Source organism: Porcibacter vitabionis (assembly GCF_046263795.1).
Classification (GTDB): Bacteria; Bacillota; Clostridia; order Lachnospirales; family Lachnospiraceae; genus Lachnocurva.
Map to the genome: position 1 here is coordinate 104243 of NZ_JBJYZD010000008.1, position 25051 is coordinate 129293.

The window sequence follows — 25051 nt, forward strand, 5'->3', positions numbered from 1 at the left end:
GGTTTTCTATCCGGGTTTTCTATAATCCGTATGCGTTTTCCTGATTTACACCGGATCTTCTATGATCCGTATGCGTTTTTCCTGATTTACACCGGATCTTCCATGATCCGTATTAAGCTCCTTTGGTCCGATGCAGAATAAGCATGGATCATTCCTAGGCAGGTCTGTGAAACAGCATCTGCATTCATTCGCTCTGCAATCACATTTCCTGCCATGCAGGCTTTCTCCACGCCTCTCGCAACAGATTCCCTGGAAGTCTCATAAGAGATCTGGCGAAAACCCATGCGGATGAGTTCTGCAGTCTCCCGGAAAGCAGTCTCATAAAGTCTGTCCGACTCCTTCTCACTCGAGGAATCCGGAAGAATGTCATCTTCCACTTCCTGTCTTAAAAAGCCGCTCTCGCCTATTTCCTCCCGTATTGCCTGCTCCCTTCGGACAGAAAGAGGCAGCACTGCATAGTGCTGCCTTTCTGCTTCACGTAGGATCATTTTTCTTGTCTCTGCCGAAACTCCGGCATATCCATTCAAGGCCTTAGAGACCGTAGATGGTGACAAGCCCAGTTTTCCGGCAATATCCCGGATCTTTGCCATAACTCTTCTCCCCCTGCAAAACGTATTTATAAGCTTGATCACAGGAACGTCAGAAATGCCTTTTTTTCAGCTCTGACATACAACAGTGGATCAGCCATCCCCTCACAGGGGATGTGCAGCCAGATAGATCAGTTCCTTTACAACAGTCTCCATGGCTTCCAGGGTGCAATGCTCATAAGGTCCATGGAAACCATATCCACCGGTACCCAGATTCGGGCAGGGAAGTCCCTTGAAGGAAAGTGCTGCGCCATCGGTGCCGCCACGGACCGGCCGGGAGATCGGATCCAGACCGACGGAACGAATGGCATCTTCTGCGTTATGAATAATGTCCATATGATCCTTCATCACTTCAAACATATTGAAATAGGAATCCTTGATTTCGACCTGAATCCGGCCCTGTCCATATTCCTGATTCATCCGGTTTGAAAGGTCCTGCATCAGTTTCTTCTTCTCTTCGAATTTGTTTCGATCATGATCCCGGATAATAAAGGACATCTCGGCGGATGCGACATCCCCCTTCATCTCCATAAGATGAATAAAGCCTTCCCGTCCTGCGGTCTTTTCCGGCTTCTGATCCTTGGGGAGACGGGATGCAAATTCACAGGCGATATCTACCGCATTGACCATGATATTCTTGGCTTCACCCGGATGTACATTCTTTCCTTTGATCTTGACCTGACAGGATGCCGCATTGAAGTTTTCATAGGCGATCTCGCCCTCATAATCCCCATCTACGGTATAAGCATACTCTGCCTTGCAGAGATCGAGATCAAAATGATCCGGTCCTTCTCCGATCTCTTCATCCGGTGTGAATACGACCCAGAGATCACCATGAGGAAGCTCCTTTTCAAGGATCTCTTCCACAGCAGTCATGATCTCCGTGACACCGGCCTTATCATCAGCACCTAAAAGTGTTGTTCCATCGGTCGTGATCAAGGTCCTTCCCTTCAGATTTTTCAGCTCCGGAAAATCCTTTACGCTTAAGATGGCACCGCTGCCTTCAAGCTTCACATCCTTTCCGTCATAGTCGGGAAGAATCTGCGGGTTTACATTTTCCCCGGGATAATCCGGTGCTGTATCCATATGGGAGATCAAAGCCATGGAACGATGGCCTTCCATCCCCCGGCTGGCAGGAATATGTCCATAGACATAGCCATGCTTTGACAGAATGACATCATTTACCCCGATATCCGTAAGATCCGCCATCAGAAGACGGGCCAGATCCAGTTCGCGCTCAGCACTCGGCGTTGTCCCAGACTTCGGATCCGAAGTCGTATAGACACTAATATATTTAAGAAAACGATTTTTTAATTTTTCCATTTCTATTCCTCGATTCTTATCTCAACAACCGTACTTCTTCTCTCTTCGCCTGGCCTTCATGCCGACATAGAGATCATAGAGAGCGGAACCGGTCTTCCCTTGTGCCGGATGCTCCTCATCACCGATCTCCAGGCAGTAAGTATCATAGCAATTTAAAATATGGCAGCCGCTTGGATGAAGGCGCTCCCGTTTGAATTCGGCGCCGTAGCTCTTATGCACATGGCCATGGAGCATGTACTTGGGATGATACTGATCCATCAGGGTATTGAAGCATTCAAAGCCCTGGTGGGGCAGATCATCCAAATCGCCATAGCCCTTTGCCGGTGCATGCGTCACCAGAATATCAAAACCGTTCCGAAGGGTGATGGCCGGCCGCATCTTACTGATCCGGCGTTTCATTTCTTCTTCCGTATACATAAAGGGACCATCATGATAGCGCATGGAGCCGCCAAGTCCCAGGATCCTTAATCCCCGAAAATCATAGATCTTATCATCGATGGGAATACAGCCCTGGGGAGGCTCATGGACATAGCCTTTGTCATGATTCCCTGCAACATAAAGCAAAGGCACATTGGTCATGGTCTCCAGGTATTCGAGATATCGATGGTCCAGATCCCCGCAGGATATGATAAGATCCACTCCTCTTGTTCTCTCCGGATCGTAAAAATCATAGAGAGCTTTATTTTCTTCATCTGCCAATACTAAAATTTTCATGCGATCGTGGCATCCTCCTTAATAATGCCGCTGACTGCCACCGTATCCTGTCCTGCCTTGGTCAGTTCTTCCAGACGCGGCAGGCGTCCAATGATATTATCATTCAGCCAGTTCATGGTAATAATGTCCTGTTCCGGCAAGCCATGGTGTCCTGCTTTCTGAACCAATCCATTCTGACTTCGCAGCTCTCCCCGGAAAGGATTGATCGCACCGTTCACGGTTGCCTGTTTCAGATTATCGATCAACTTCTTACTTTGGTAAGGAAGATGTTCCGACGTGATGATATCCACAACGCCGGCCGACATGCCCCACCAGTAATTGATGGCCTGATCTCCCGGCTCCTGATCCAGATATCCTGACATACAGGCATCGATAATGAGTTCATAGAACTTGCCCCAGTTCCAGACCGGTGCAGCAAGGTTTCGTATCGAGCCATTGTCTTCCATGGAAAAGAGTCCGTACTCTCTGGATGCCTTTTCCGGCCGGATGAAATCTCTTCCGGAAACCAGCTTTACGCCATTCTTCTTCATGACTTCCTGCCAGTTGGCATCCTTCATGGATGTCCAGGAAAGATAGACCTCGACCTTAGGATCCACCATAGACGCTCCGATTGCATAAGCATTTACTTCAGCCAGAGATCCGTAGATCGGATAATCCGCCAGATAGCCAATCTTATGATTATCGGACAGAGAGGCGGCCAAAGCTCCGATAATGGCTTTGGCTTCAAACATACGGGCATAGTAGGTCCGCACCCTGGCATGTGACAGATTGATCGAACAGTTGAAGAATTTCACCTTAGGAAAATGCACTGCCGACCGCATCGTCTCTGTCATTTGTTTGGGAGAGACGGTGAAGATCAGTTCACAGTCTTTGGAAACTGCATCGTCGATCGCCGTTCTAAGCTCTTCCTCACTTCCACAATGATCGAAGCAAAGGGTCTCCACGATCCCGCCATACTTATTCTCCACAAAATTTCTGCCCAACTCATGTCCATAGATCCAGTTGGAGGTCTCCTGAGGTCTCTCATAACAGAAGGCAACTTTCAGCGGTTTTTCCTTGGAGTAACGGCTGTTCCCTCCGAAAATGGACCGGAAAACCGACTGGGTACGGAAAGTGGATCCGGCCGGATCAGGCTGGTCTATGACCGTCACCTCATCCGCGTTGGACCGGATCAGGAACTCATTCCAAAGCTTAGAGATCCTGGCATTCAGGACGGTTTCCGGCAGGCCCTGCATTTCATCCAGATGATAGAAATTCAGATAGATCAGGAAGGCATCCGAGGAATTGATGCGGAGGTTTTGTTCAAACTTCTGCCGAAAGATCTTGTCAAAATACTGGAAGCCGCCCTTTAATCTCTGAACCAGATCAATGGGCCAGGGATGCTCGAAGTCCAGCTGCATCAGTTCTGCCAGTTTTCGATAGGATCCGACCTGGGAGAAATCGATCTCATAGATCGGAGCCACATTATAGAAATCCAGAAATTCCATGTAGAGCTGGTAATCCGGTTCCTCCTGCGCTGCCGGCATGATCCGGTTGACCTCAGCCAGAATAGTGACAGCACCTACAAATTTAGAAACGGATACTCTTTTGTTTCCTTCCTGGACATAAAAGCGGTGCATATATTCATAGACCTTGATGGGGTCCCGAATTCCCTCTTCCATCTGGGAATCATAGAGATTGGACCATTTCATGGCAAATTCCGAGCGGAATTCCAAAAGGGGCATAAAATCATCCGCAAAGGCCTTCTGCCTTCCGGCTGTTTTGGTCCCGGCAATCATTTCCAAGGGGATTTCAACATAACCGACCGGATAGATCCCACGGGTATCGCTCTCACTGATCAAGTCATCCAGAGCCGTAAGATAAGGATAACGGCCTTCCGCAACCGCCTTATTATATTCCTTTTTTCCAAGTTTCCTTGCTTTTTGATAATCCTCCTGCATAATCATCCTCCCAAAAGTCCTAACCGTACAGACGGCAGATAAATGTGATGACACCGTCTTTCCAGTTAACGCCGGCATAGCCGTGATATTGTTCTACAATGGTTTCTGCAATGGAAAGCCCGATGCCGTAGCCTCCCTTATCGGTATTATGAGACTTATCCTCCCGATAAAAGCGGTCGAAGAAACGGGTATAATCTACATCCTTACCGGCAGCATAGGAATTCGAAAACTGGAACAAGGTATACCGTCCCCTTTTCGGCTGACTGATCCGAATACAGATCTCTCCATCCGAATCACAATACTTAATGGCATTATCCACAAAAAGTGAGACCAGCTGGCGGATCTGTCCACCCTCCGCAACCATATGGAGATCCTTTGGAATGTCCATGGTGACTTTCAGACCTTCCTGGGAAGCCAGGGGCAGGAAGGTTTCCACCGTTTCCCTTGCTGCACTTGAAATATCCATATCGACCCGGGAATCCTTGGAATCCTGCTCCTGAGCCCTGGTGATCAAAACCAGGTTCTGGATCAATCCCTGCAGGCGGTCGACCTGGCGGAGAGTCGCTTTGGTCCACTCCGTCTCGCCGGACATGGCTTCTGTCAATTCCGTATTGGCCCGGATCACAGCCAGCGGTGTTTTCAATTCATGGCTGGCATTGGTAATAAAACGCTTCTGATTTTCACTGTTTCGGATCTCCGGTGCAACAATCCGGGAAGACAGGGCCCGTAAAATGATGGATGACAAAACCATTCCGAAGCCGATAAAGATCAGAGACAGAATCAAGATCCGTTTGGAAAGAGAGACCTGGCTGGTACAGTCCATGACGACCAGGATGCTTTTGCCATCAGGATCTGTCGACTTTTTATAATAGAAATCGCCATATCTTCCGAAATCAAAATTCCTTTTCTCGATCTTAGTCGCAATCGATACGGCCTCTGCATTATCAACCGATGCCATATGGCTCGTTTTCACTTCGACAACACTATGGTCCTTTGCATTATAGATCACAGAAAAGAATCGTGTCGAGTAGAGAAACTCCGGCGTATCATAACTTCCCTGGAGTCCGAAGAAATTGGTCAATTTATCTGTGATCGTCTTTTTGCTGTCACTATTGTCTGATTTCTGCAAATTTTCAAAAGTAGAATCCCTGGCTTTCTTTGCCTGTCCGTTTTCCGGAAGTTCTCCGTCATTATCTACAATATAAGTCAAGACATCATTGATCTCACTATTTACGATCCAGAGGTTTCCCACATAGATCAGTCCGGCGATAAAGATCATGACCAGCATAAAAGACAGAGCGGCAATTCCGACGAATTTTCGTTTTAACTTTTCTATGGCACGTTTATCCATGCAATCGCCTTTCCTTTAAGCTGTTTTCTGCAATACAAAAGGGCCTGTCTTTTCTCCCAGGATCGTCAGATCCGCATTGATATAAGACAATTTATCTCTCAGATACTGGACATAGAGAAGCACCATATCCTCTCCTGCCTCTGCGTCATTCTTCCACAAATGGTCGATGAAATAAGAAGCCTCCAGGCTTTCTCCGGAATGATTTAAAAAAGTGGCCAGCATCTCGGACTCACGATTGGAAAGCCGGATACTGTTCTCTGCCTTTAATTCTCCGGTATCTTCCTTCAAAGTCACATTTCCAAAATGAAGAACGACAGGTTTTGCCTTTTGACTCCTTCTTGTCAGGGCATGCACCCGGGCGATGAGTTCCTTCATGGAAAAAGGCTTGGTCAAATAATCATCTGCCCCGGACTCCAGGCCTTCTACCCGGTCATCGACCTCCGACTTAGCGGTCAGCATCAGAACCGGTGTGGTATTCCCCTTGGCCCGGATCTCTTTCAAGACAGCCAGGCCGCTTTTTTTCGGCATCATGATATCCAGAATCAAGCCGTCATAGTCATTTTCTTCAATCAGATGCAGAGCCTCTTCCCCGTCAAAGGCGCTATCCACATCATATTCCTGCATTTTCAACATTGCTGTCAATGCACGATTCAGATCCTTCGTATCTTCTGCAAGCAATAATTTCATTCTCCTTAAGCCTCCCGAATCATATCTCTTATGGTCTGCATGGACATATCTGTCGATGCCAATTCATCTGCGCAGCGCTTGAGTTCGCTCTCGATCAGCTCCAGATTTCCCTTGATCTTATGTTTGTAACGAATATTATGTTCCAGAGCAGCCCAGGTATCCATGGAAATGGTCCGGATCTGGATCTCCGCATAATAAGAACGATCCTCTGCCAAATGGACCCGAAGAATGAGATGCAGGCTGCGATAACCATTTGGCTTAGCATGACGAATATAATCCTTTTCCTGAACGATTTCAAAATCCGGCAGGTTCTCCAGATAATCCCGAACCATATAGACATCATTGATAAAAGCACAGACGACCCGTACCCCGACCGCGTCGAAGATCTCCGTCAAGGCGGCTTCTTCTGTCTCCGGCAGATTCCGCCGCCGGCATTTTTCCCGCATACTTTCTTCTGACTTGATACGGGCCAGACAGTGTTCCACAGGATCAGAGCCGGTTTCTTCCTTCATTTTATCGCGCAGTTTTTGAATCGCACATAAGAGTTTCTCCTGAACCTGTAAGAGATCCGGCATCTTATCACCATAGATCGATGATGAGTCTGTATTTTCCTCTAATTCCATATAACTAGTCCTCTTTGTCAGTTTTTATTTCATAATGATACACTGCAAGTCGTGCTAGCACGAACACGATAGAAACGAAAAAGTCTCTGCTATCATCATAACACGACAGAGCGGGAAAGAGGGAACTCTGAAGGCAGGTTTAACGGATTTTTCACAAATAAAAGCCCGGTCCTGCCGGAAGAAGGCAGAGGCCGGGAAAATATCTGATTTTTTCTGATATGTATCACAGCTTTTTAACACCGGAATTACTATTATTTTAGAAATGAGTTTATGAGATTGTAACAAAAAACAGCTGCCACAGATCATTCTGCAGCAGCTCTTATCTTTTTCCAGATCCTTTTTTCGTCTATTCAGGCCAAATCCGCCAGATCCAGAACCAGGCGCTCGGTCTTCTCCCAGCCCAGGCAGGCGTCTGTTATGGACTGACCATAGACTCCGCCGCCCACCGGCTGATTCCCATCTTCCAGATAAGACTCGATCATAAAGCCCTTGAAGATCTTGCGAATGTCATTAGAAAGCGACCGGCTCTGCATGACCTCCTTGGCAATCCGGATCTGCTCCAGGAATTTCTTGCCGGAATTATTATGGTTACAGTCCACAATGACCGAAGGAAATTTAAGATCCGGATGATTGGCATAAGCATCAGACAGAGAAAGCAGATCTTCATAGTGATAATTAGGATGAGATCTTCCGAATTTATCAACATAGCCTCGTAAGATGCAATGAGTATAAGGATTTCCGCTGGTTTGCACCTCCCAGTTTCGGTAAATAAAGGTATGACCGTTTTGAGCTGCAATCAGTGAATTCATCATAACGGACAGGTCTCCGCCGGTCGGATTCTTCATGCCGACAGGGATACCGACACCGCTGGCAGTCAGTCTGTGTTCCTGGTTCTCCACGGACCGGGCTCCGACTGCCACATAGGCCAAAAGGTCCGACAGATAGCGGTGGTTGGCCGGATAGAGCATTTCATCCGCACAGGTGAAGCCGGTTTCCTCGACAACCTTGGTGTGAAGCTGTCGAATCGCAATCAAGCCTCCCAGCACATCTGCTCCCTTGGTTGGATCCGGCTGAGTCGTCATCCCCTTATATCCCATTCCGGTGGTTCTTGGTTTATTGGTATAAACCCGGGGGATCATATAGATCTTATCCTTCACTTTCTCCTGAAGCTTAGCCAGTCTTGTCATATAATCCAGAACCGCATCTTCCCGGTCTGCAGAGCAGGGGCCAATGATAAGGATCAAACGGGGATCTTCCCCGCGGAAGATCCGCTGGATCTCCTGATCTCTTCTCTCCTTCAGATCTCTGACATCCGGCCGGAGGGGAAACATTTCCTTGATTTCCTTCGGTATGGGAAGTCTGCGTTTAAAGTCCATCTGCATTTCCATCTTTTTTCTCCTAGTCCATCCGGTGTACTTTTATGCGTTGACGTGTGACATCATATTAACCATTACTATAGTAAAATCCATTGTAAATTTCAAGGGCAGATCTAAAAGAATCCAAATCTCATTCAAGCCCTATATTTCACGCACCTATTTCTGTTATAATATGACTACGCAAGTTTCTGCAAGATCCGGTTAATCCTTCACAAGCCATGCAAAATCTGAAATAAAAAGGGAATCACATGAACATGATCCGTAAAATCTTCCTGGACGACATGAAGCATCTGCTTCGGAACTTCTTCGTCCTCGTCATCATTCTTGGCGTTTCTGTCCTGCCGGCCCTCTATGCCTGGCTCAACATCTATTCCAACTGGGACCCTTACGGCAATACCCAGAATCTGACTCTGGCTGCGGTGTCCCTCGACAGGGATTATATCACAGAGGATCAGAAGACGGAGAATACGGGTGATAAGATTCTGGAGAATCTTAAGGCCAACAAGAAGATCCACTGGGTCTTCCCAAAGAGTAAAGAAGCTGCCATCGAGGGCGTCCGCTCCGGCAAATACTATGGTGCCCTGATCGTTCCCAAGGACTTCACCTACTCTATGTATCATGTCTTCACGAAAAATGTAGACCGTCCTTCCATCACCTTCTATCAAAACCAGAAGAAGAATCCGGTTGCAAATAAGATCACAGACACCGTGGCTACGACCGTTCTTTCGAATGTCAACAATCAGTTTATTGAAGTCATGGCCAAGACTGTCTTTACCGATGCCAATGAGATCGCATCTGACATCCAGGCCCAGGGCGGGGTGGATCAGATCATCCGCCGCATGGAAAATTTAAACCAGGAGTTAAATACCTATATGACTCTGATCGATCAAGTCGAAGAAGGCAACGCCGCCCTGTCTCAGGCCGTCAAAGCCGCTTCTTCTGACGTTCAATACGCCCAAAACGGGACTTCGAACGAAGCCCGTTCTCTACAGGAGACCGGCGATTCCATGACAAATGCCCGGCAGTCGGTTCAGGCCTTTTCCAAGGATGTCGATCAGAAGATTTCAGTTCTGGAAAACCAGCTTCAAGGGATGTCCGATCAGCTGACAAATGCCGATCCATCTGTTTCAACTGCATCTTTAAAAGACCGGGCAAAAACCATTTCCGAAGATATCACATCCGTTCAGACAGAGCTGAAAACGCTCAGCGATTCCATGTCCGGCGGAGAGGACTGGGAAAAGAACCTGAAAAGCGCCCTGGAACAGATGATCCAAACCACAGACAAATTGGACGGGACCCTGGATCAGATGCAGAATGATACCACCATCGAAGACATCTCTTCTGATATGATAAACAGCCTGAAAAATAACCTTTCCAATGCCAGGTCCCAGGCAGAAAATCTAAGGAACCAGTACAAAAACCAGCTGCTTCCTGTCATGAATTCCGCTCTGGATTCCGCCGACCAGACCCTGAATCAGGCTTCGACCCTCATGACATCCCTGTCCGACACCCTGTCCGGCATGGGCAATGTCTTTGGTGCCCTGCAAGTCACCATTTCGTCCGGCAATACTTCTCTTTCCAATACCAGACAGGTATTCTCGGCCCTTTCAAACCGCCTGAGTCAGACGATCACACAGGTAAAATCCGCATCCGATAATGAGAAAGTCAAGGTATTAATGAATACCCTGTCCGGAGACCCCAATCTCTATGCTTCCTTCTTCTCCTCTCCGGTCACGATCAAGTCCTCTGCCATCTATCCGGTCGCAAATTACGGCTCAGCGGTCACCCCCTTCTATACCACCCTGGCAATCTGGGTCGGTGCTTTGATCCTGACTGCAATCGTAAAAGTCCGCCCGGACAAGAAGCGCTATCCGGGTTCTACCTCTGCTCAGCGTTTCTTCGGGCGTTTCATGACCTTTCTCTTTCTGGCGGAGGTCCAGACAATGGTCACAGTTCTTGGAGATCTCTATCTTTTCAAGGTCCAGTGTCTCCATCCTTTCCGCTTCTGGTTTGCCTGCGCCTTTACTTCGCTGACTTTCACTTTACTCATCTATGCTCTGGTGGTTGCCTTCCACGATGTCGGAAAGGCCATCGCCGTCGTTCTGGTCGTTCTGCAGATCGCCGGATCCTCCGGAACTTACCCCATAGAGCTTTTGCCGGAATTCTTCCGAAAGGTCTACATTTTCTTCCCCTTCCCCTATGCGATCAATGCCATGAGGGAATGCATCGGCGGTATGTACGGCCACAATTATGAGTTCTATCTCCTGCAGCTGTCAGTCTTTCTTCTGGTTTCTCTCGGCATCGGCCTTCTGGTTCAGAAGCCCCTGCATGAATTAAGCCATTTCATGGAGAAACGAATGCATGATACGGAGGTAATGTGATGGACAAGAAATTTAAACCGGAAGATTATGAAAAGCTCTACCGCCATTTCATGGACTATGAGCAGTCGGTCCACGAACAGAACCAGAAAAGGATCCGGGTCGGATTGAAGATCAATATCTTCTTTCCTTTGATTTTCCTGATTCTCTGCTTCATTACCGATGCAAGCAAGCTTTTCTTTCTGATTCTCTGGATCTTATCCCTCTTCGGCATTGCCTTCTATCTCATGTATGTCGAATACCAGGATGACAAGCTTCAGAAACAAATGCAGACCCTTCGCGGCGAGGATCAGAATGGCGATGATTTGGACGAGCCGAAGGTCCTGATCGGGGAGGCGGTTTCCAACGCCGGAAAAGCCGTCGAGAGAAAAGTCAATGCTTTCGATAACCGAATCAGCGAGAAAAAGGAAGAATTGAAAGAAGAAATCACTTCGATCAAAAGAAGAGGAAGACATGAGTAATATCATCCGTATTTTCATATCCGATGCCAGGCGTCTTGCGACCAATGTTGTCGCAATCGTTGTTATTATGGGACTGACCGTCATTCCCTGTCTCTACGCCTGGTTCAATATCTTTTCCAACTGGGACCCTTACGGACCAAAGGCAACCGGGAAGCTCCAGGTTGCTGTCGCATCCTCTGACAGTGGAACCGATATTGAAACCTTTCATTTGAATATCGGCAGCCTGGTCATTGACAATCTGAAACAGAATAAGACCATCAACTGGCAGTTTCCAAAGGATTCCAACAAGGCCATCGAAGGCGTTCGCTCAGGCAAATATTATGCAGCTCTCATTATTGATAAGGATTTCACTGCAAATATGATCTCCTTTCTCGGTGGAGACCCCAGGCATCCGGCCATCTCCTATTACGAGAACGAAAAGAAGAATGCCATCGCGCCGAAGATCACCGGCAAGGTGAAAACAACCGTTCAGGAAGAAGTCAACCATGCTTTTATCAGTACTCTGGCCTCTACCCTGGTCCAGGTGTCCAATTATGCTGTATCAACCAATCAGAAAGATCAGCTGACCGGCAACGCCCTTCTTCGTATGAAGCAGATGGATCAGGATCTGACCGTCCTGACGACGGTCTTAGATTCTTATATGAGTCTGATTGATTCCGCCAAAAGCCTCTCTGACGCTTCCGCTGCCGTTACCGAGGAACTGGGAAAGATTGCAGACAATGGCAGGCTCATGGTGGATCATTCCTCGGATGCTTTGAATCAGGCAAAAGAAAATACAGAAAAGGCATCTGACATGGTTTCCGCCTCACTGGCTCAGATTCAAGATGAAGTCACAGGGATTCAGTCCTCCGCAAATCAGATCCTGACCATCATAAAGAGTGGAAACAAGATCCAGTCGAATTCTACCACCAGTCTCATTACCGCTGCTGAATCCCTCCGGGACTCTCTGAATCAGACTCTGACCGGGGCAGGATTCACAGAAGATCAGCTGAAAAAAGTCAATGATACGATCAATCAGGCCATCGAAGATCTGAAGCAGCTGGATCAGGCCGGCCAGGAGGGCTACAACAAGGTCAATGCCCTCTCGGATCAATTGACCAATGACTTTGTTCATGTGAAGGATGAACTGACGGATCTGAAAGGCCAGTATCAGAATACGGTAAGCCCGAGTCTTCATAAGACCATGACTTCCCTTCAGAAATCTCTGAATGAAGCCCGGGATCTTTTGAATTTCCCGGATTCCAATGTCAGCCGCTTAAGCGGAGTCCTCTCCAGCTATCCGGATATGATGAAATTCGGAAAGAAGGGCCTCGAATCTTCCAAGGCAGGCATCCTGGAGCTTCAGAAAAAGCTGGAAAACCTGATTTCGGATATGGAATCCCTCAGTCAGAACGACCAGTATTCCTATCTTCTGAATCTCATTCAGACTGACCCGAAACTGATCTCCGATTTTGTCAGCAGTCCGATCATCCTGAAAACCAAGGCCGAATATGCAGTCAAAAACAACGGATCCGGCACAGCGCCTTTCTATATCGTTTTGTCCATCTGGGTTGGCGCCATTATCCTGATTGCCATCATCCATACCAAGATCAAGCATCCGGAAGAATTCCCGAATCTGAAGAATTATCAATCCTACTTCGGAAGATATATCATTTTCTTTCTAATCGGACAAATGCAGACTTTGATCACAGCCTTAGGGGCCCTCTTCTATGTCCGTATCCAATGCCTGCATCCCATTCTCTTCTATCTGGCCTGCGCCGTGACCAGCCTGACCTTCACCCTTCTCATGTATTCCCTGACCTATGCCATGGGAACGGTCGGTGAAGCGGCCTGTGTCGTCCTCATGGTCATCCAGGTCGCCGGATCCGGCGGAACCTTCCCGATTGAGGTCCTTCCGGATCTCTATCGGAATATTTACCGCTTCATGCCCTTCCAATACAGTATGAATGCGGTAAGGGAGTGTATCGGCGGTATGCACGGGAGTGACTATCGACTCTATATGCTGGAACTTCTGCCCTTCATCGCTTTCTCCCTTTTCATGGGACTTATCGTTTCCATTCCGAATAAGAAGCTCAATGCAATCATCGATAAAGCAAAAGAAGAGACCGGCGTGCTGGAGTAAATAAAAAACGAAAATATCCGGCTCTTGAAAGAAGAAGGCTCTTAAAATACAGCCGATCAATGGAAACAAAAAAAGCCCCGGGATCTCTCCTGTCTGCATAAAGCAGATGGGGAAGATCCCGGGGATTTCTATGGTTTGAATTATGGTTTGAATCTCATATCACATGACCGGATGATCCAATCGCTTTGTGATAGTGCCTTGATGATTCTGAGCTTTCATATAGTTCTTAGATATGATTGATTCCAGGCTTTGGCATCCGATCCTTCGATTTATTTATGTGCCCGATGCAGCCGTCTGGTGATAATTCCCATATCATGACGGACATCGCTGGCTTTTTCATCTACATGGCGGCTTGTCCTGATGAACATATCTTGAAGAACAGGATTACGCATGTCGATTCCGGATACCAGGCTATGATCCTCCAGACCATATTCACGAGCCTCTTCAGGGCTGATCTCATTTGTAAATCTCATCATAAGACGTTACCTCCTTCTGACTATATTATAGCATCCCTTTCAATTTTGTATACTGAAAGGAATTAAAGTAATGAATGATTGAATTTTACGTTAATTCGCTGAAGTGTCTGAATGATCCTTCTGCCACTTTTTGGCATAAGGATGTTCGAAAATAACTTTCTCACCGCGGCCATGAATCACAGAAACTGCCCTGGCGATCATGGTATTGGTCTCTTCCAGGCTGCGATAATCTTCATCGAAAAAGACTTCCTTTATCGTACATTCTCCTTTTTTGGTCTCCGGAAAAGAGATCTCAGCAATGACTTTTCCATTTTCATCTTTCCGATAGATCCGATGGGGTAATTCGATCCAATTTTCTTCCATAATCCGAGCTGTCTCCTGATTTATCTTTACTATAGATGGAAGAAGCGACTTTCGAATACAGCCTTTTTTCCATTGACTTCCCGGCAGAAGGCCGATTCTTTAGAAGCTCTCTTCCTTATAATGCTTCTCAATTTTGTCCATGACCTGAACAACTTCCATGGTTCCGACATAGTCGCCCTTGTCATCCCGAACGGCCATATAGCGAACCAGAACAGGTCTTCCGTTCTTTGTCATCCAGACATCCTCTGAGTCTCTCTTGCCGGCCTTCAGATCTTCAATCACGGCACGAACCATGGGTTCGATCTTCGCCGGATGGCAGAAATATACTTCACGGTCAATGGCCGCATCCGGGCGCTTGAACAGCTTCTTCTCCTTCTGCAGGTTGAAGTAACGATTCACATCGTCCTCATCGATGAAGGAGATTTCCAGAGGAATGGTATTCAGCATAGCATTGAGCTGATAGGGAGTCAAATGACCTACCGGAAAACGCACTTCATTTCCTTCGATCGTTGCCTCAGGCCGTCTCAGATCCTTCGCCTCATCCCAGATCGGGAACTCTTCGGTAAAGCAGGGATCATAATCCTGAAGATCCCGGGAAATGCCCTTCCACTCATCCTCGGTAAAGAAGTTAGCGCAAAGAGGAAGAAGAATATTCTTTTCTTTATAAGCCATCTCCTCTGCCCTCGTCAGGACCTGATCCACGCGTTCATACCAGTTTCCCTGACGGTCTTTTTTTGGCGTTCCTGCAGCCAGATAGCGGAACTCATCCCGGATCTCATCATCCACGCCCCACATGACATTAGAAGGGCCGGAAACATTGTATTTGGATGCCAGAAGCGGATAGAGGAGGTCGCCCTTCTTGGAATAATGCAAGGCGATCCGGCGATCGGTCTTCAGCTCTTCCAGAAGCCTCTCATTGCCCTCTTCATTCTTTGCTTCTCTCGCTGCCTCCAGGGCCTCTCTGGACTTCTTCAGCTGCCTTTCTACGGCCTTATTCTCCTGGGTAAAAACATAGACCGGATGATTGACGGTATAGGAAAGTCGAACAGCTGCTGCTTTCTTCGCTTCCTTATCCACGGTCTTTATCATGGACTGAGGTGCTGAAGCGGTCTGACCGCTAACAGCCTCCTTCCTTTGATCCGATCCTGCCGTCTCTGTCTTCTCCCCTGTCATGGATTCACCATGCGCTGCCATGGCACGAGCTCTAGATGCTTCGACTTCTTTCTCGGCATTCTCGATCTGTTCTTCTCTGGTCGCTCCATGGAAAAGGGCGGAATGGATATCGCAGAGAGACTGAACCTTTGCCACCGGCATACCGCTGTTAATCATGGCCTGCTCGGCCTTCACGATCTCGACGGCTTCGACATTACTGAAATTCTTCACAAAGTCCGCGCGGACCGATTCCAGGTCCTCTCCATTGGACAGGCGCTCGATGTAGGAACGGATCAGAGCCTCCCGCTCGGTTTCAGACAGGTCTTCAGGATTCTTTGTGGAGGCTGCTGCACCGAAAGTTTCTTCCTCTGCAGCCTTGGTATCGGAATTCTCTGTCGTCTGCTCAGTTTTCTGACCATCTGCTGCATTTGTTTCAGATACAGACTTGGCATCAGAAGCATCTGCCTTCTTCTTGGTAAAACCAGGCCGATTTCCGGTCGGTTCGAAGCCGGCATCCTCCAGCTTCCGTAGAACTTCCGGAATATTGAATCCCTTGATCAGGCATCCCTTGGGGATGGTCATGATCTTACCAACGGTATTTAAGGCCATGGGCTTTGCCATATCCTTGAAGCCGATTTCTACCATTACATCCTTTAATTCCGGATACTGCTTTACCAGTTCATAAACACTCTTACCGAGATCCAAGGGCTTTGCCATAACTTACCTCCTGCGTCTGTTTTCGACAATCTATATCTCATCTCTAGAAAATTTCATTTCTTTCTTAACTGTAAGAGGAGTATAACACAGGCCCATTTCTCTGTTTGTTCGATTTCCAACGGAAACAGGAATTTTCGGAACGAATTTCAATTACGACATATTTCACCTTAAGCCGGCTTCAGCCATTCGTTTTCCATCCGGAATTTCCCGCCTCCCAGATCTGAGAAGCGGCTCTGGAAGAAGGTATGGGTCAGGCGGATCAGATCAAGAGTATCATAGACGCCGGCTGTCTCATAGGGTGAATGCATGGAAAGCTGGGGCAGGCCGATATCCACGGTATTTAGGGAAATATGAGCGTTGGAAATATTGCCCAGGGTGGATCCGCCGGCCATATCCGACCGGTTGGTGAATTCCTGGAGAGACAGATCCAGCTTTCGGCAGAGATTCCGAAAGACTGCTGCAGAAACTCCGTCGGTTGTGTATTTCTGGTTGGCATTATATTTCATCACAATGCCGTGATTCATAAGCGGCCGGTTGACCGGGTCCGCCTTGTCCGAATAATTGGGATGAACTGCGTGGGCATTGTCGCAGGACAGCATGAAGCTGTTGGCGATGGCCCGATGGAAATCCGACTCCTTCAGCCCTGCTGCTTCAGCAATCCGCCAGAGAGTATCGGAGAGGAAGGTCGAGTCGGCACCCTGCTTAGTCCCCGATCCCACTTCCTCATTATCGAAGATGGCAAGGACCGGCACGGTGTCATCCAGATTCCTATAATCGTCTTCACCGGCCTTTATAAAGCCCTTCAGGTTTGCAAAGCCGCACTGGAGATCATCGAGATGTCCGGCTGAGACATATTCCTGGTCTGCACCCCAGATGCTTCCCCGGCCGCGCACATAGAGGAAGAGATCATGGCCCAAGATCTGATCGGGCTTCACACCTGCTTCTTCTGCCAGAAGCTCCTTCAGTCTTCCCTTGGCCTTCTCATCGCCAAAGATGGGCAGAAGCTCTTTCTGGGGATTCAGGTCATGGCCCTTATTAGCTTCACGATCCATATGAATAGCCAGGCTGGGGATCAGACAGAGGTCTCGGTCTATATTTACCAGGATTGTGCGTATACCATTGTCGCCGTCTTCCACCAGAAGGCGGCCGGCCATTGACAGGGGCCGGTCAAACCAAGGGCGCATGAGCATGCCGCCGTATTTCTCGACATTCAGCATAGTGTAGGCGCCGGCTTCGGTCATCTCTGGATTGGCCTTGACCTTGAAGGCCGGAGAATCGCTGTGGGATGCGGCGATCTGGAAGCCATGCAGATGCTTGAGATCCGCCGGCGTCCGGAAGGCCAGAATGGACGACTCATTCCGGAGAACGAAATACAGACCATTCGGCTGAAGGTCCCAGTCGCTGCCTTCATAAAGTTCCCGGTATCCAGCCTCCGTCAGCCTCTTTCTCACCTGATCGACGGCCTGAAAGGCGGTCGGCGAGGCCTGAAGAAAGTCCAGAAGTTCTTCGCTGACGCGAAGGGCTTTTTCTTTTTCTTTCGGGTCCCGATTCACTTCTTGATTCTGATTCGATACTTTATTCTGTTCCTGATCTGTTTCCTGATTCATGTTCTGCTCCTGCTGTATTTCCATATTCATCTCCGATCAGCCTACAACCTTCCAGTGCTTGTCCTCGTGATTCAGAACCTCGCATCCATCTTCGGTCACCAGAACCAAGTCTTCGACACGGACGCCGAAACGGCCGGGAAGATAAACACCCGGCTCAATGGAGAAGATCATGCCAGGCTGGCAGGTTTTCTGATTGACCGAGCTGACATCGCCCTTCTCATGGTCGGTCTGGCCGATAAAATGGCCCAGTCTGTGGTTGAAATATGGACCATAGCCGGCTTCTGTGATCATATCCCGGGCAGCTTTGTCAAGATCGCAGATTTTGACTCCGGGGCGGATCAGGCTCTCTGCCCTCTCATTGGCAGAGCGGACCAGATCGTGGACCTTTGCCTCTTCTTCGGTCGGCTGGCCGGCGAAGAAGGTTCTTGTCATGTCCGAACAATAGCGGTCCTTCCGGCAGCCCATGTCGAAAAGAACGCACTGACCTTCTTTTAACACGGTGTCGTCCGGCTCATGATGGGGATCAGCCGCATTGGCTCCAAAGGATACAATGGTAGTGAAGGAAGGGCCCTGGGCTCCCTCTTTGACATATTCCTTATCGATAAATTCGGCCACCTGCTTTTCTGTCATTCCGACCTTGACATAGTCGCGGGCTCTTCGGTTGACCAGGTCATTGATCCGGGAAGCCTCCTTCATTTTCCGGATTTCTTCCTCATCCTTTACAGCTCTGCAGTCATCCAGGCAGTCGGAGGAAAGGACCGGCGTAAGATCCGGGCACTTCTCCAGAAGGGGAATCAGGAAACCGGCCGGCCAGGTCTTGTCGATTCCGATTTTCCCTGTCTTTTCAATCCGGTCCGCAATCATCTGCACAGCATCATCAGAGTCCGTATGCCATACGACTTCCGGGAGATCCGGCTTTTCTTCAGGAGAAGGAATATTGAAGAGCCGGTTAGCAAAAAGGATTGGTTTACATTTGTCAGAAATATAGAGAACCCAGAGACGCTCATAGGGTTCGTTGGCAATGCCGGTCAGGTACCAGATGGAAGCCGGATCGCTTACCAGGATCTGGTGAAGATTGCGTTTTTTCATTTCATTCAGGACACGTTCGAGTCGGGTCATAAATTCACACTTTCTATGAAACAAAAAGAACCGGCCCGGGGCTTAAAGAAAACCCCAGGGGCCGGCCCCAAAATTTTAACGATTCATCTATTACTTTCCGGGATACTTGATTGCAGAATAAATATCGTACTGGGAGAGACGTTCTCTTCCCTTCAGGCCTTCCAGTTCCATCACGAAAAGCATCTTTACCACTTCACCGCCAAGCTTCTCAACAAGCTTTGCAGCAGCTTCAATTGTGCCGCCGGTTGCAATCAGATCATCCACCAGAACGACCTTCTGACCCGGCTTGATGGAGTCCTTATGCATCTCGATCGTCGCGGAGCCATATTCCAGATCATAAGTCATGGAAACGGTCTCTGCCGGGAGCTTGCCCTTCTTTCGAATCAGGGCGAAAGGCTTGTGAAGATTGTAAGCCAGAGGAGTTCCGAAAATAAAACCACGGGACTCGGTTCCCGCGATGACATCAAAATCCACTCCCTTAAGTGCATTCTGAAGAGAATCAATTGCCAGTTGGAATCCGTCCGGATCCATCAGAACGGTTGTGATGTCGCGGAACATAATGCCTTTTTCCGGGAAATCCGGTATGGTACGTACATATTCTTCAAGTTTCTTTGCCATGATATCCTCATTTCTACATCTCTTGACTCCTCCAGGGAAGTCCACAACGATGTTCTATCAGATGGCGCCCAACGAAAATCCTGTCGAATGATCAGACGCTAAACTGCCTTCATTAGAGTACATTTCCAGGCTTAAGTTGTCAAGATTTGATCTTCTGAAAGAGCTCGGCTATAACCTCAGCAAAACCTGTTCGAGGCCTACATTATTAAGATTTGATCTTCTCTAAGAGTTCCGGAAGTTCGCGGATATCTTTGACTCGATATTCAGCCTCCGGCACTTTGCCGAATCCGTAAGCTGCATGAATGAAGGTTGCTCCGGCTGCAACCGTTGCAATATAATCATCTTCAATGTCACCAATATAGATTGGATCCGTGATTTGATTTCTTTTTGCAAGGAGCCGGATATTCTTATCCTTTTCCTTGTTATTGTCGCCAAAGCAGAGATGGTCTTTGAAATACTTACCCAGTCCGCTGGATGCAAAAAACGCTTCAATATAGCCCGACTGACAGTTGGAAACAATATAAAGCGGCATGATCTCGGAAGCTTTCTTCAGGGTTTCTTCCAGACCCTCATAGAGATTTCCTCCATGTTCGGACAAATAGGTATTTTCATAGGACATGCATTCCTTCATGATCGAATCACTCAGACCGAATTCCTTCTGAATATAGGTCATGGTCTTTCCCATAACACTTTGGATATCCGTCGGTGTGATGGTCTGTCTCTCCAACTCCGGATGCCTGTGCAAAACCTCTGTCCAGCTGGCCGCAACATTCTCTGAGGAGTCCCAGATCGTACCGTCCATGTCAAAGATCAATCCGGGACGGCGTATCCCGGCCAGATCGCCGGCAGCCATTTCATGGGTATCTTTGGTTTTCGGATCCTGGGCAATAACCATGCCATCCTTCTCCGACAGAACGACAAATTCACGATCCGGCGCATAGACGGATCGGACCAGATCACCCGAGTGGAAAAGGGGTGAACTTGCGGATGAATGATCCTGAGGAAAAGTTTTCTTCTCAGACGCATGCTGATCCGGCTCACTTTCTGCTATTTTATCAATCGCCGACATGATATCATCTGAGTTTGCCAGCTGATAACCGGACGGTTTTTCTAAATCAAAAAGGGACATCTGCCCCTGAACTTCATCCTTCGACTTTCGCATTCCATTTACCTCTACCAAAACTGACGCTAGTCCAAGCACCCGGTACAAAATCATGATTTCATTTCTTGTTGCCTGGAATACTCTCATGTCTCTTTATATTATTTCCTTCCAGGTGCTCGAATTCCGGAATATACACTTGAATGATCATTTCCACCAACGGAACAGCTGCCGCTTTCTCCATTATACGATAGCTGCTCATCTTAGAGAAGCAGGAATTTATCCGACGCAGTGTAGTAAGGACGGTGTACATGGCTTTCGGGCCGCCGTCACGGGCCTGTGATTGCCTTGCGATAATACCGGTTTTTCCTTCATGAAAGTGTCATTCATCATTTTTCTCCTTGGAATACCTTATGAGGTATTTTGCGGCGATGCCATGCCATCATCACAAGCGCAACGAGAAAAGTGGCGGTTTCCGCAACAGGAAATGCAAGCCAGATTCCGTTCAGATGGAACAATCTGTCCAGACACCATAAGGCAGGAACAAGGAAAAGCATCTGCCTGCATAATTGAATCACCATGCTGGAACCTACTTTTTCTGTGGCCTGAAAATAGGTGGAAATCATGGTAGAGAGACCGCAAAACAGATAGCTTGCCGCCATAATTCGCATAGCGGATATTCCAAAGGAGCGCATGGCTTCCGACGCCGTAAATAATCCCAAAAGCTGCGCCGGAAAGAGGGTGACGGTTAATGTTCCCAGTATCATCATACCGGAGACCAAAGCGGTTCCGTATCGAAAAGCGGAGTGCAGCCTATCTCTGTTTCCCGCACCGTAGTTAAACCGCATAATAGGAAGACAGCCCTGAATCAAGCCATTTACTGTCATAACGATCAGCTGCTGTACCTTAAAATATGCACCGAAGAATGCAATCGCCGTATCGGAATACGCTACCAGAAACAGATTGACGAATGTCACCATAAACGAACTGAGGGCATTCATAATGAAAGATGGTAAGCCAAGGGCGAATATACGGGCAATCATCCTCTTTTGTATATGAAATCCTTTGATCTTTATCCACACTTTTTGCTTTTTGCCCAGCAGCAAGGCAAATGCCAAAATCATGGATAACAAATAGCCCGCAACAGTAGCCACCGCAGCGCCACGGATTCCCATAGCTGGAAAAACACCAATACCAAAAATTAGGAGTGGGTCAAATACAAAATTAACGACCACTCCTGCAATCTGGAACCACATAGGAGCAATCATGTTCCCAGTAGCCTGTATCATCTTCTGGATTGCGATATGCACCATGTTGGGAATTTGCATGAACGAACATACGCTCATATAGGCAAGACTCAACTGATAAATTTCTTCGTTATTGGTAAATGCCCCAAAGTAGGGTTTCATAATTAGTAATGACAGAAGATTGAGCAAAGCACCAACTCCAAAAGCCAGTAACAATCCATGTGTGACGGTGGTATTTGCCTCATCCTGCTTTTTCTCCCCAAGATACCCTGCAATCAGTACATTCACGCCGACACCGATCCAGATCGATGTCGCATTCATCAAAGTTGTAATGGGAAACGACAGGGAAACCGCTGTCAAAGCATTTTCACTCAGCCGCGCTACAAATGCGCTGTCTATCAGATTATAAGAATATTGCAGAAACATGGAAATCAGCGGCGGTATCGACATTTGCCAGATGAGTTTTCCAACGGGCACAACCGCCATTTTGTTATTGGTCTGCATACTTTCCCTCTTCTCCACAAATTGTCCTCCATTCTGCTAATACTTCCGAGATACAGGCAACAAAAAAGCCACACAACTATCACAAGATAGCTGTGTGGCAAAAAGATGATCAAATCCGGAAAAGTCCACTAAAATTTTGCGTATATTATTATAGCGAGCTTGCAGGAGACTGTCAAACGTCAATCTTCTTGAGTTTTCGCTGCCTCAATGTGAACTTCGAAAATACTTACCAAGCGACTTATCACCTGATCATTTGTAACTCTATACGTCTTTAAACTATTCTGGTCAAATTCATCTTCTCGAAGATTATTAATGAAATGATGAATATCATCCATGACAGAGTCTGGCAAATCCGATACAGGATTCAAAACCATCTCAACCGCCAATCTCAAAACATCTTTTTTATGCTTTTTAATATCCGCAGAGTCCACCTTTTCTCCTTTTGCTTTTCGTGAACTCAAGTCCAAATACGCCTTAGCCTTAAATAGAATCAAATACTCTGGTCTTAAAACAGAAAATCCATTCTCTATCACTCGTCCATTCAAAAGGACCTTATAATAATCATCATCCAAAAGGATGGCCGATAGACTTGAAATATCATCACTCACATGAAGCGGTGTTATACCAATGTGACTTTTAAGCTCAAAATCTGTTCGAGAAAATAACTCTATCATTTTTGGAAAGCCTTCTACCTGCGGTTTATCAAAACGATAGAACTGTGGCTTTCCCGTACTTCCACTTATATGCCTATAATCACCATCTTTAATAAAATTCCAAAAGATTCCGGCAAACTCTGGTGTAAGTGCCTCTACAATGAGCACCATATCCAAATCTCTTGTTGCTCGAAAATCTGCCTCATTCTCTGTAAATAGAATATCACATGCGGCACCACCAATTAATACATAACTATCTGAGTAGTCTTTAAAATACTCTTTAAATTTTAGCAGCCCTGCTACCATACATATTCCTCCAACATTTCTCTTATAGAAATTTCAATTCTTTCATCCGCTTTTTCATTATCAGACAATGATAATAACAGTGACAGTGGATCAATAGCATCACCTTTACCGAAAGAAACCACGTAACCCACTTCCTGTATAATGCAGCCAGGTTCATCTTTTTTTATATCAACCAACCTATCCTTCAATGCCAAATCTTTTATATCTTTCTTTGCCACGACATAAGTAGGATATTTATTATCAGATATCATTGAATACTCTGCAAGCGCTGACATTCCGCCAAAGACAGGAAGTTTCAGATTATCATTAATATAAAAGATATTTAACACCGGATTTCTCATATAAACTTCAATACTACTCCACAGTTCCTTTATATCATCCGGTACATTAATGACACGTGACCTGCCCTTGGTTCCAAGAATTGGCATATCAAAAAAATCTATCTCGTCGAAACACCTAGAGGCAGACATTTTTGTAATGTCTAGCTGTTCTGCTGCTTTTGTAACTGTAATTCCATTCCATTTTTCATAGATTGATGTAAGAATCATTTTTTGGGTTAAAAATGATATTCTTTGAACTGGCTTTATAGTTCTTTCACGAGCAGAATTAAGAAGGATTCCTAAAAATGGAAGATATATTTCCTTATCTTCTACAATAAAAGGAATTCCATCTGCTATCATTGCATTCTTAGAGTAAGTGCTTGTATTCTTTATATACAAAGCACAACGCATATCCAAAAGCTTTTCAATTTGCCTATGGTTCTTTCGTAATTGAGCCAAATTAATTTTTTCTTTTGGAATTGCTATTAGCCACTCTATATTATGCATACTCGCAATCTTGAAATCATATAATGAAAAATAGATCATTGGAAGTTTTCCATTGCAATCTACATCTTTAATATCTACTTCCATCCCAATGCTCTTCTCTATAAATTCTTTCATATATAATCCTCTTTTTAATTTGTAACGCAATTTATGTTACAAATTAAAAATAGCACTTTTATTGGATCACAACAAGACAAATCATATTTTAACAACGTCTGCGAATTTCGCCAATCAACAATATCCCCGTATGCCAATATATAAGAAATACCCGCAAAGCAGGTGTAATCAGCAATGCGGGCATTCCAAACCTTATCCAGTTTTAAAGCAATCCTGCAACCTTACGATGCCATCTTCTCTTCCTTTGACAAATCGATTACCGTATCTTTTTGTACCATCTTTTTCCATCCTATTACAAATAATGCAATCGCGATTCCCACAGACATCATATCTGCCGCAACGTATGCCCATCGGATTCCGTCAAAACCCATGATCGCTTCCAGAGCAAACAAAAGTGGAATGAAATAAAAGATATGATTTTCCACATCTTCGCATACCTGTTATAACCTTAATTAGTCCGTTATGCTTCTTTGAAATAAGCTTATTCAAATATCTATCTCTGCGTATTTCCATATTGTTCCACCTCATTACTTATTGAACAAAAATGCGGAATCCGCATTTTTGTTAGTCAAGTCCAAATTTGTGTGTAAATTGCCTTCAGGTATAAGTGTTGATAACTATGCTGCCAGAAGAGCAGCTTGTTCTTCTGCAATCAGATGCAGGTGATTTCGAACATCCGATTTCAGT

Annotated in this window: 22 protein-coding genes; 3 read left to right on the top strand and 19 right to left on the bottom strand. The window is 46.6% G+C overall.

The window, feature by feature from the left end; genetic code table 11:
• Nucleotides 1-86: 86 nt before the first annotated feature.
• The 8 genes from ACKX2L_RS07570 to ACKX2L_RS07605 form a co-directional block, all read right to left on the bottom strand.
• Nucleotides 87-590: a LacI family DNA-binding transcriptional regulator gene (locus ACKX2L_RS07570; protein ID WP_497551236.1), complete on the bottom strand. Its 504-nt coding sequence runs from the start codon at nucleotides 588-590 to the stop codon at nucleotides 87-89.
• Nucleotides 591-692: 102 nt separating this feature from the next.
• Nucleotides 693-1910, bottom strand: coding sequence for a peptidase T (gene pepT / locus ACKX2L_RS07575; RefSeq protein WP_497551235.1), 1218 nt, complete (start codon nucleotides 1908-1910; stop codon nucleotides 693-695).
• 21 nt (nucleotides 1911-1931) lie between these two features.
• Nucleotides 1932-2624, bottom strand: coding sequence for a metallophosphoesterase family protein (locus ACKX2L_RS07580; RefSeq protein ID WP_497551234.1), 693 nt, complete (start codon nucleotides 2622-2624; stop codon nucleotides 1932-1934).
• A complete protein-coding gene (locus tag ACKX2L_RS07585) occupies nucleotides 2621-4564 on the bottom strand; it encodes a BMP family ABC transporter substrate-binding protein (RefSeq protein WP_497552974.1) in 1944 nt (647 codons plus the stop codon). Before ACKX2L_RS07585 ends, ACKX2L_RS07580 begins: the two co-directional genes overlap by 4 nt.
• Nucleotides 4565-4583: 19 nt before the next feature.
• Nucleotides 4584-5915: a sensor histidine kinase gene (locus ACKX2L_RS07590; RefSeq protein WP_497552975.1), complete on the bottom strand. Its 1332-nt coding sequence runs from the start codon at nucleotides 5913-5915 to the stop codon at nucleotides 4584-4586.
• A 15-nt stretch (nucleotides 5916-5930) separates the two neighbouring features.
• Nucleotides 5931-6602 (bottom strand): response regulator transcription factor, encoded by a 672-nt coding sequence (locus tag ACKX2L_RS07595; protein ID WP_497552976.1) that lies wholly within the window; start codon nucleotides 6600-6602, stop codon nucleotides 5931-5933.
• 5 nt (nucleotides 6603-6607) lie between these two features.
• Nucleotides 6608-7225 carry a GTP pyrophosphokinase gene (locus ACKX2L_RS07600; RefSeq protein WP_497551230.1) on the bottom strand — a complete coding sequence of 206 codons (618 nt, stop codon included), beginning with the start codon at nucleotides 7223-7225 and terminating at the stop codon, nucleotides 6608-6610.
• 350 nt (nucleotides 7226-7575) lie between these two features.
• Nucleotides 7576-8613 (bottom strand): 3-deoxy-7-phosphoheptulonate synthase, encoded by a 1038-nt coding sequence (locus tag ACKX2L_RS07605; protein ID WP_497552977.1) that lies wholly within the window; start codon nucleotides 8611-8613, stop codon nucleotides 7576-7578.
• A gap of 236 nt (nucleotides 8614-8849) precedes the next feature.
• On the opposite strand from ACKX2L_RS07605, the gene ACKX2L_RS07610 reads away from it, so the two are divergent.
• The 3 genes from ACKX2L_RS07610 to ACKX2L_RS07620 are packed head-to-tail and all read left to right on the top strand — an operon-like array spanning nucleotide 8850 to nucleotide 13562.
• Nucleotides 8850-10982: a YhgE/Pip domain-containing protein gene (locus ACKX2L_RS07610; protein ID WP_497552978.1), complete on the top strand. Its 2133-nt coding sequence runs from the start codon at nucleotides 8850-8852 to the stop codon at nucleotides 10980-10982.
• Complete coding sequence (locus ACKX2L_RS07615) at nucleotides 10982-11440, top strand: hypothetical protein (RefSeq protein ID WP_497552979.1); 459 nt, start codon at nucleotides 10982-10984, stop codon at nucleotides 11438-11440. Before ACKX2L_RS07610 ends, ACKX2L_RS07615 begins: the two co-directional genes overlap by 1 nt.
• Nucleotides 11433-13562: a YhgE/Pip domain-containing protein gene (locus ACKX2L_RS07620; RefSeq protein WP_497552980.1), complete on the top strand. Its 2130-nt coding sequence runs from the start codon at nucleotides 11433-11435 to the stop codon at nucleotides 13560-13562. Before ACKX2L_RS07615 ends, ACKX2L_RS07620 begins: the two co-directional genes overlap by 8 nt.
• A gap of 269 nt (nucleotides 13563-13831) precedes the next feature.
• Here the strand turns inward: ACKX2L_RS07620 and ACKX2L_RS07625 are convergent, their stop codons facing one another.
• The 11 genes from ACKX2L_RS07625 to ACKX2L_RS07675 all read right to left on the bottom strand — a co-directional run bounded on the left by ACKX2L_RS07625 (nucleotide 13832) and on the right by ACKX2L_RS07675 (nucleotide 24735).
• The gene (locus ACKX2L_RS07625) at nucleotides 13832-14038 is read right to left on the bottom strand and encodes a hypothetical protein (RefSeq protein ID WP_497551225.1); all 207 of its coding nucleotides are present in this window, start codon (nucleotides 14036-14038) and stop codon (nucleotides 13832-13834) included.
• Nucleotides 14039-14128: 90 nt separating this feature from the next.
• The gene (locus ACKX2L_RS07630; RefSeq protein ID WP_497551224.1) at nucleotides 14129-14401 is read right to left on the bottom strand and encodes a hypothetical protein; all 273 of its coding nucleotides are present in this window, start codon (nucleotides 14399-14401) and stop codon (nucleotides 14129-14131) included.
• A gap of 99 nt (nucleotides 14402-14500) precedes the next feature.
• The gene (locus ACKX2L_RS07635; protein ID WP_497552981.1) at nucleotides 14501-16270 is read right to left on the bottom strand and encodes a DUF438 domain-containing protein; all 1770 of its coding nucleotides are present in this window, start codon (nucleotides 16268-16270) and stop codon (nucleotides 14501-14503) included.
• 167 nt (nucleotides 16271-16437) lie between these two features.
• A complete protein-coding gene (locus ACKX2L_RS07640) occupies nucleotides 16438-17901 on the bottom strand; it encodes a M18 family aminopeptidase (protein WP_497552982.1) in 1464 nt (487 codons plus the stop codon).
• Nucleotides 17902-17913: 12 nt separating this feature from the next.
• Complete coding sequence (locus ACKX2L_RS07645; RefSeq protein WP_497552983.1) at nucleotides 17914-18996, bottom strand: M24 family metallopeptidase; 1083 nt, start codon at nucleotides 18994-18996, stop codon at nucleotides 17914-17916.
• A gap of 90 nt (nucleotides 18997-19086) precedes the next feature.
• The gene (locus tag ACKX2L_RS07650; RefSeq protein WP_497551220.1) at nucleotides 19087-19614 is read right to left on the bottom strand and encodes an adenine phosphoribosyltransferase; all 528 of its coding nucleotides are present in this window, start codon (nucleotides 19612-19614) and stop codon (nucleotides 19087-19089) included.
• 205 nt (nucleotides 19615-19819) lie between these two features.
• Nucleotides 19820-20776 carry an HAD family hydrolase gene (locus ACKX2L_RS07655; protein WP_497552984.1) on the bottom strand — a complete coding sequence of 319 codons (957 nt, stop codon included), beginning with the start codon at nucleotides 20774-20776 and terminating at the stop codon, nucleotides 19820-19822.
• A gap of 326 nt (nucleotides 20777-21102) precedes the next feature.
• Nucleotides 21103-22464 (bottom strand): MATE family efflux transporter, encoded by a 1362-nt coding sequence (locus ACKX2L_RS07660; protein ID WP_497552985.1) that lies wholly within the window; start codon nucleotides 22462-22464, stop codon nucleotides 21103-21105.
• 179 nt (nucleotides 22465-22643) lie between these two features.
• Nucleotides 22644-23423 (bottom strand): hypothetical protein, encoded by a 780-nt coding sequence (locus ACKX2L_RS07665; protein ID WP_497551217.1) that lies wholly within the window; start codon nucleotides 23421-23423, stop codon nucleotides 22644-22646.
• Complete coding sequence (locus tag ACKX2L_RS07670; RefSeq protein ID WP_497551216.1) at nucleotides 23417-24364, bottom strand: hypothetical protein; 948 nt, start codon at nucleotides 24362-24364, stop codon at nucleotides 23417-23419. The genes ACKX2L_RS07665 and ACKX2L_RS07670 overlap by 7 nt, the downstream gene beginning before the upstream one ends.
• Nucleotides 24365-24585: 221 nt before the next feature.
• Nucleotides 24586-24735, bottom strand: coding sequence for a hypothetical protein (locus ACKX2L_RS07675; RefSeq protein ID WP_497552986.1), 150 nt, complete (start codon nucleotides 24733-24735; stop codon nucleotides 24586-24588).
• Between the last annotated feature and the right edge of the window lie 316 nt (nucleotides 24736-25051).

What these genes read in the sequence shown, in the direction of transcription:
- ACKX2L_RS07570 (WP_497551236.1), bottom strand. Translation starts at nt 590, where the DNA reads ATGGCAAAGATCCGGGATATTGCCGGAAAACTGGGCTTGTCACCATCT.
- pepT (WP_497551235.1), bottom strand. Translation starts at nt 1,910, where the DNA reads ATGGAAAAATTAAAAAATCGTTTTCTTAAATATATTAGTGTCTATACG.
- ACKX2L_RS07580 (WP_497551234.1), bottom strand. Translation starts at nt 2,624, where the DNA reads ATGAAAATTTTAGTATTGGCAGATGAAGAAAATAAAGCTCTCTATGAT.
- ACKX2L_RS07585 (WP_497552974.1), bottom strand. Translation starts at nt 4,564, where the DNA reads ATGCAGGAGGATTATCAAAAAGCAAGGAAACTTGGAAAAAAGGAATAT.
- ACKX2L_RS07590 (WP_497552975.1), bottom strand. Translation starts at nt 5,915, where the DNA reads ATGGATAAACGTGCCATAGAAAAGTTAAAACGAAAATTCGTCGGAATT.
- ACKX2L_RS07595 (WP_497552976.1), bottom strand. Translation starts at nt 6,602, where the DNA reads ATGAAATTATTGCTTGCAGAAGATACGAAGGATCTGAATCGTGCATTG.
- ACKX2L_RS07600 (WP_497551230.1), bottom strand. Translation starts at nt 7,225, where the DNA reads ATGGAATTAGAGGAAAATACAGACTCATCATCGATCTATGGTGATAAG.
- ACKX2L_RS07605 (WP_497552977.1), bottom strand. Translation starts at nt 8,613, where the DNA reads ATGGAAATGCAGATGGACTTTAAACGCAGACTTCCCATACCGAAGGAA.
- ACKX2L_RS07610 (WP_497552978.1), top strand. Translation starts at nt 8,850, where the DNA reads ATGAACATGATCCGTAAAATCTTCCTGGACGACATGAAGCATCTGCTT.
- ACKX2L_RS07615 (WP_497552979.1), top strand. Translation starts at nt 10,982, where the DNA reads ATGGACAAGAAATTTAAACCGGAAGATTATGAAAAGCTCTACCGCCAT.
- ACKX2L_RS07620 (WP_497552980.1), top strand. Translation starts at nt 11,433, where the DNA reads ATGAGTAATATCATCCGTATTTTCATATCCGATGCCAGGCGTCTTGCG.
- ACKX2L_RS07625 (WP_497551225.1), bottom strand. Translation starts at nt 14,038, where the DNA reads ATGATGAGATTTACAAATGAGATCAGCCCTGAAGAGGCTCGTGAATAT.
- ACKX2L_RS07630 (WP_497551224.1), bottom strand. Translation starts at nt 14,401, where the DNA reads ATGGAAGAAAATTGGATCGAATTACCCCATCGGATCTATCGGAAAGAT.
- ACKX2L_RS07635 (WP_497552981.1), bottom strand. Translation starts at nt 16,270, where the DNA reads ATGGCAAAGCCCTTGGATCTCGGTAAGAGTGTTTATGAACTGGTAAAG.
- ACKX2L_RS07640 (WP_497552982.1), bottom strand. Translation starts at nt 17,901, where the DNA reads ATGGAAATACAGCAGGAGCAGAACATGAATCAGGAAACAGATCAGGAA.
- ACKX2L_RS07645 (WP_497552983.1), bottom strand. Translation starts at nt 18,996, where the DNA reads ATGACCCGACTCGAACGTGTCCTGAATGAAATGAAAAAACGCAATCTT.
- ACKX2L_RS07650 (WP_497551220.1), bottom strand. Translation starts at nt 19,614, where the DNA reads ATGGCAAAGAAACTTGAAGAATATGTACGTACCATACCGGATTTCCCG.
- ACKX2L_RS07655 (WP_497552984.1), bottom strand. Translation starts at nt 20,776, where the DNA reads ATGCGAAAGTCGAAGGATGAAGTTCAGGGGCAGATGTCCCTTTTTGAT.
- ACKX2L_RS07660 (WP_497552985.1), bottom strand. Translation starts at nt 22,464, where the DNA reads ATGCAGACCAATAACAAAATGGCGGTTGTGCCCGTTGGAAAACTCATC.
- ACKX2L_RS07665 (WP_497551217.1), bottom strand. Translation starts at nt 23,423, where the DNA reads ATGGTAGCAGGGCTGCTAAAATTTAAAGAGTATTTTAAAGACTACTCA.
- ACKX2L_RS07670 (WP_497551216.1), bottom strand. Translation starts at nt 24,364, where the DNA reads ATGAAAGAATTTATAGAGAAGAGCATTGGGATGGAAGTAGATATTAAA.
- ACKX2L_RS07675 (WP_497552986.1), bottom strand. Translation starts at nt 24,735, where the DNA reads ATGGGTTTTGACGGAATCCGATGGGCATACGTTGCGGCAGATATGATG.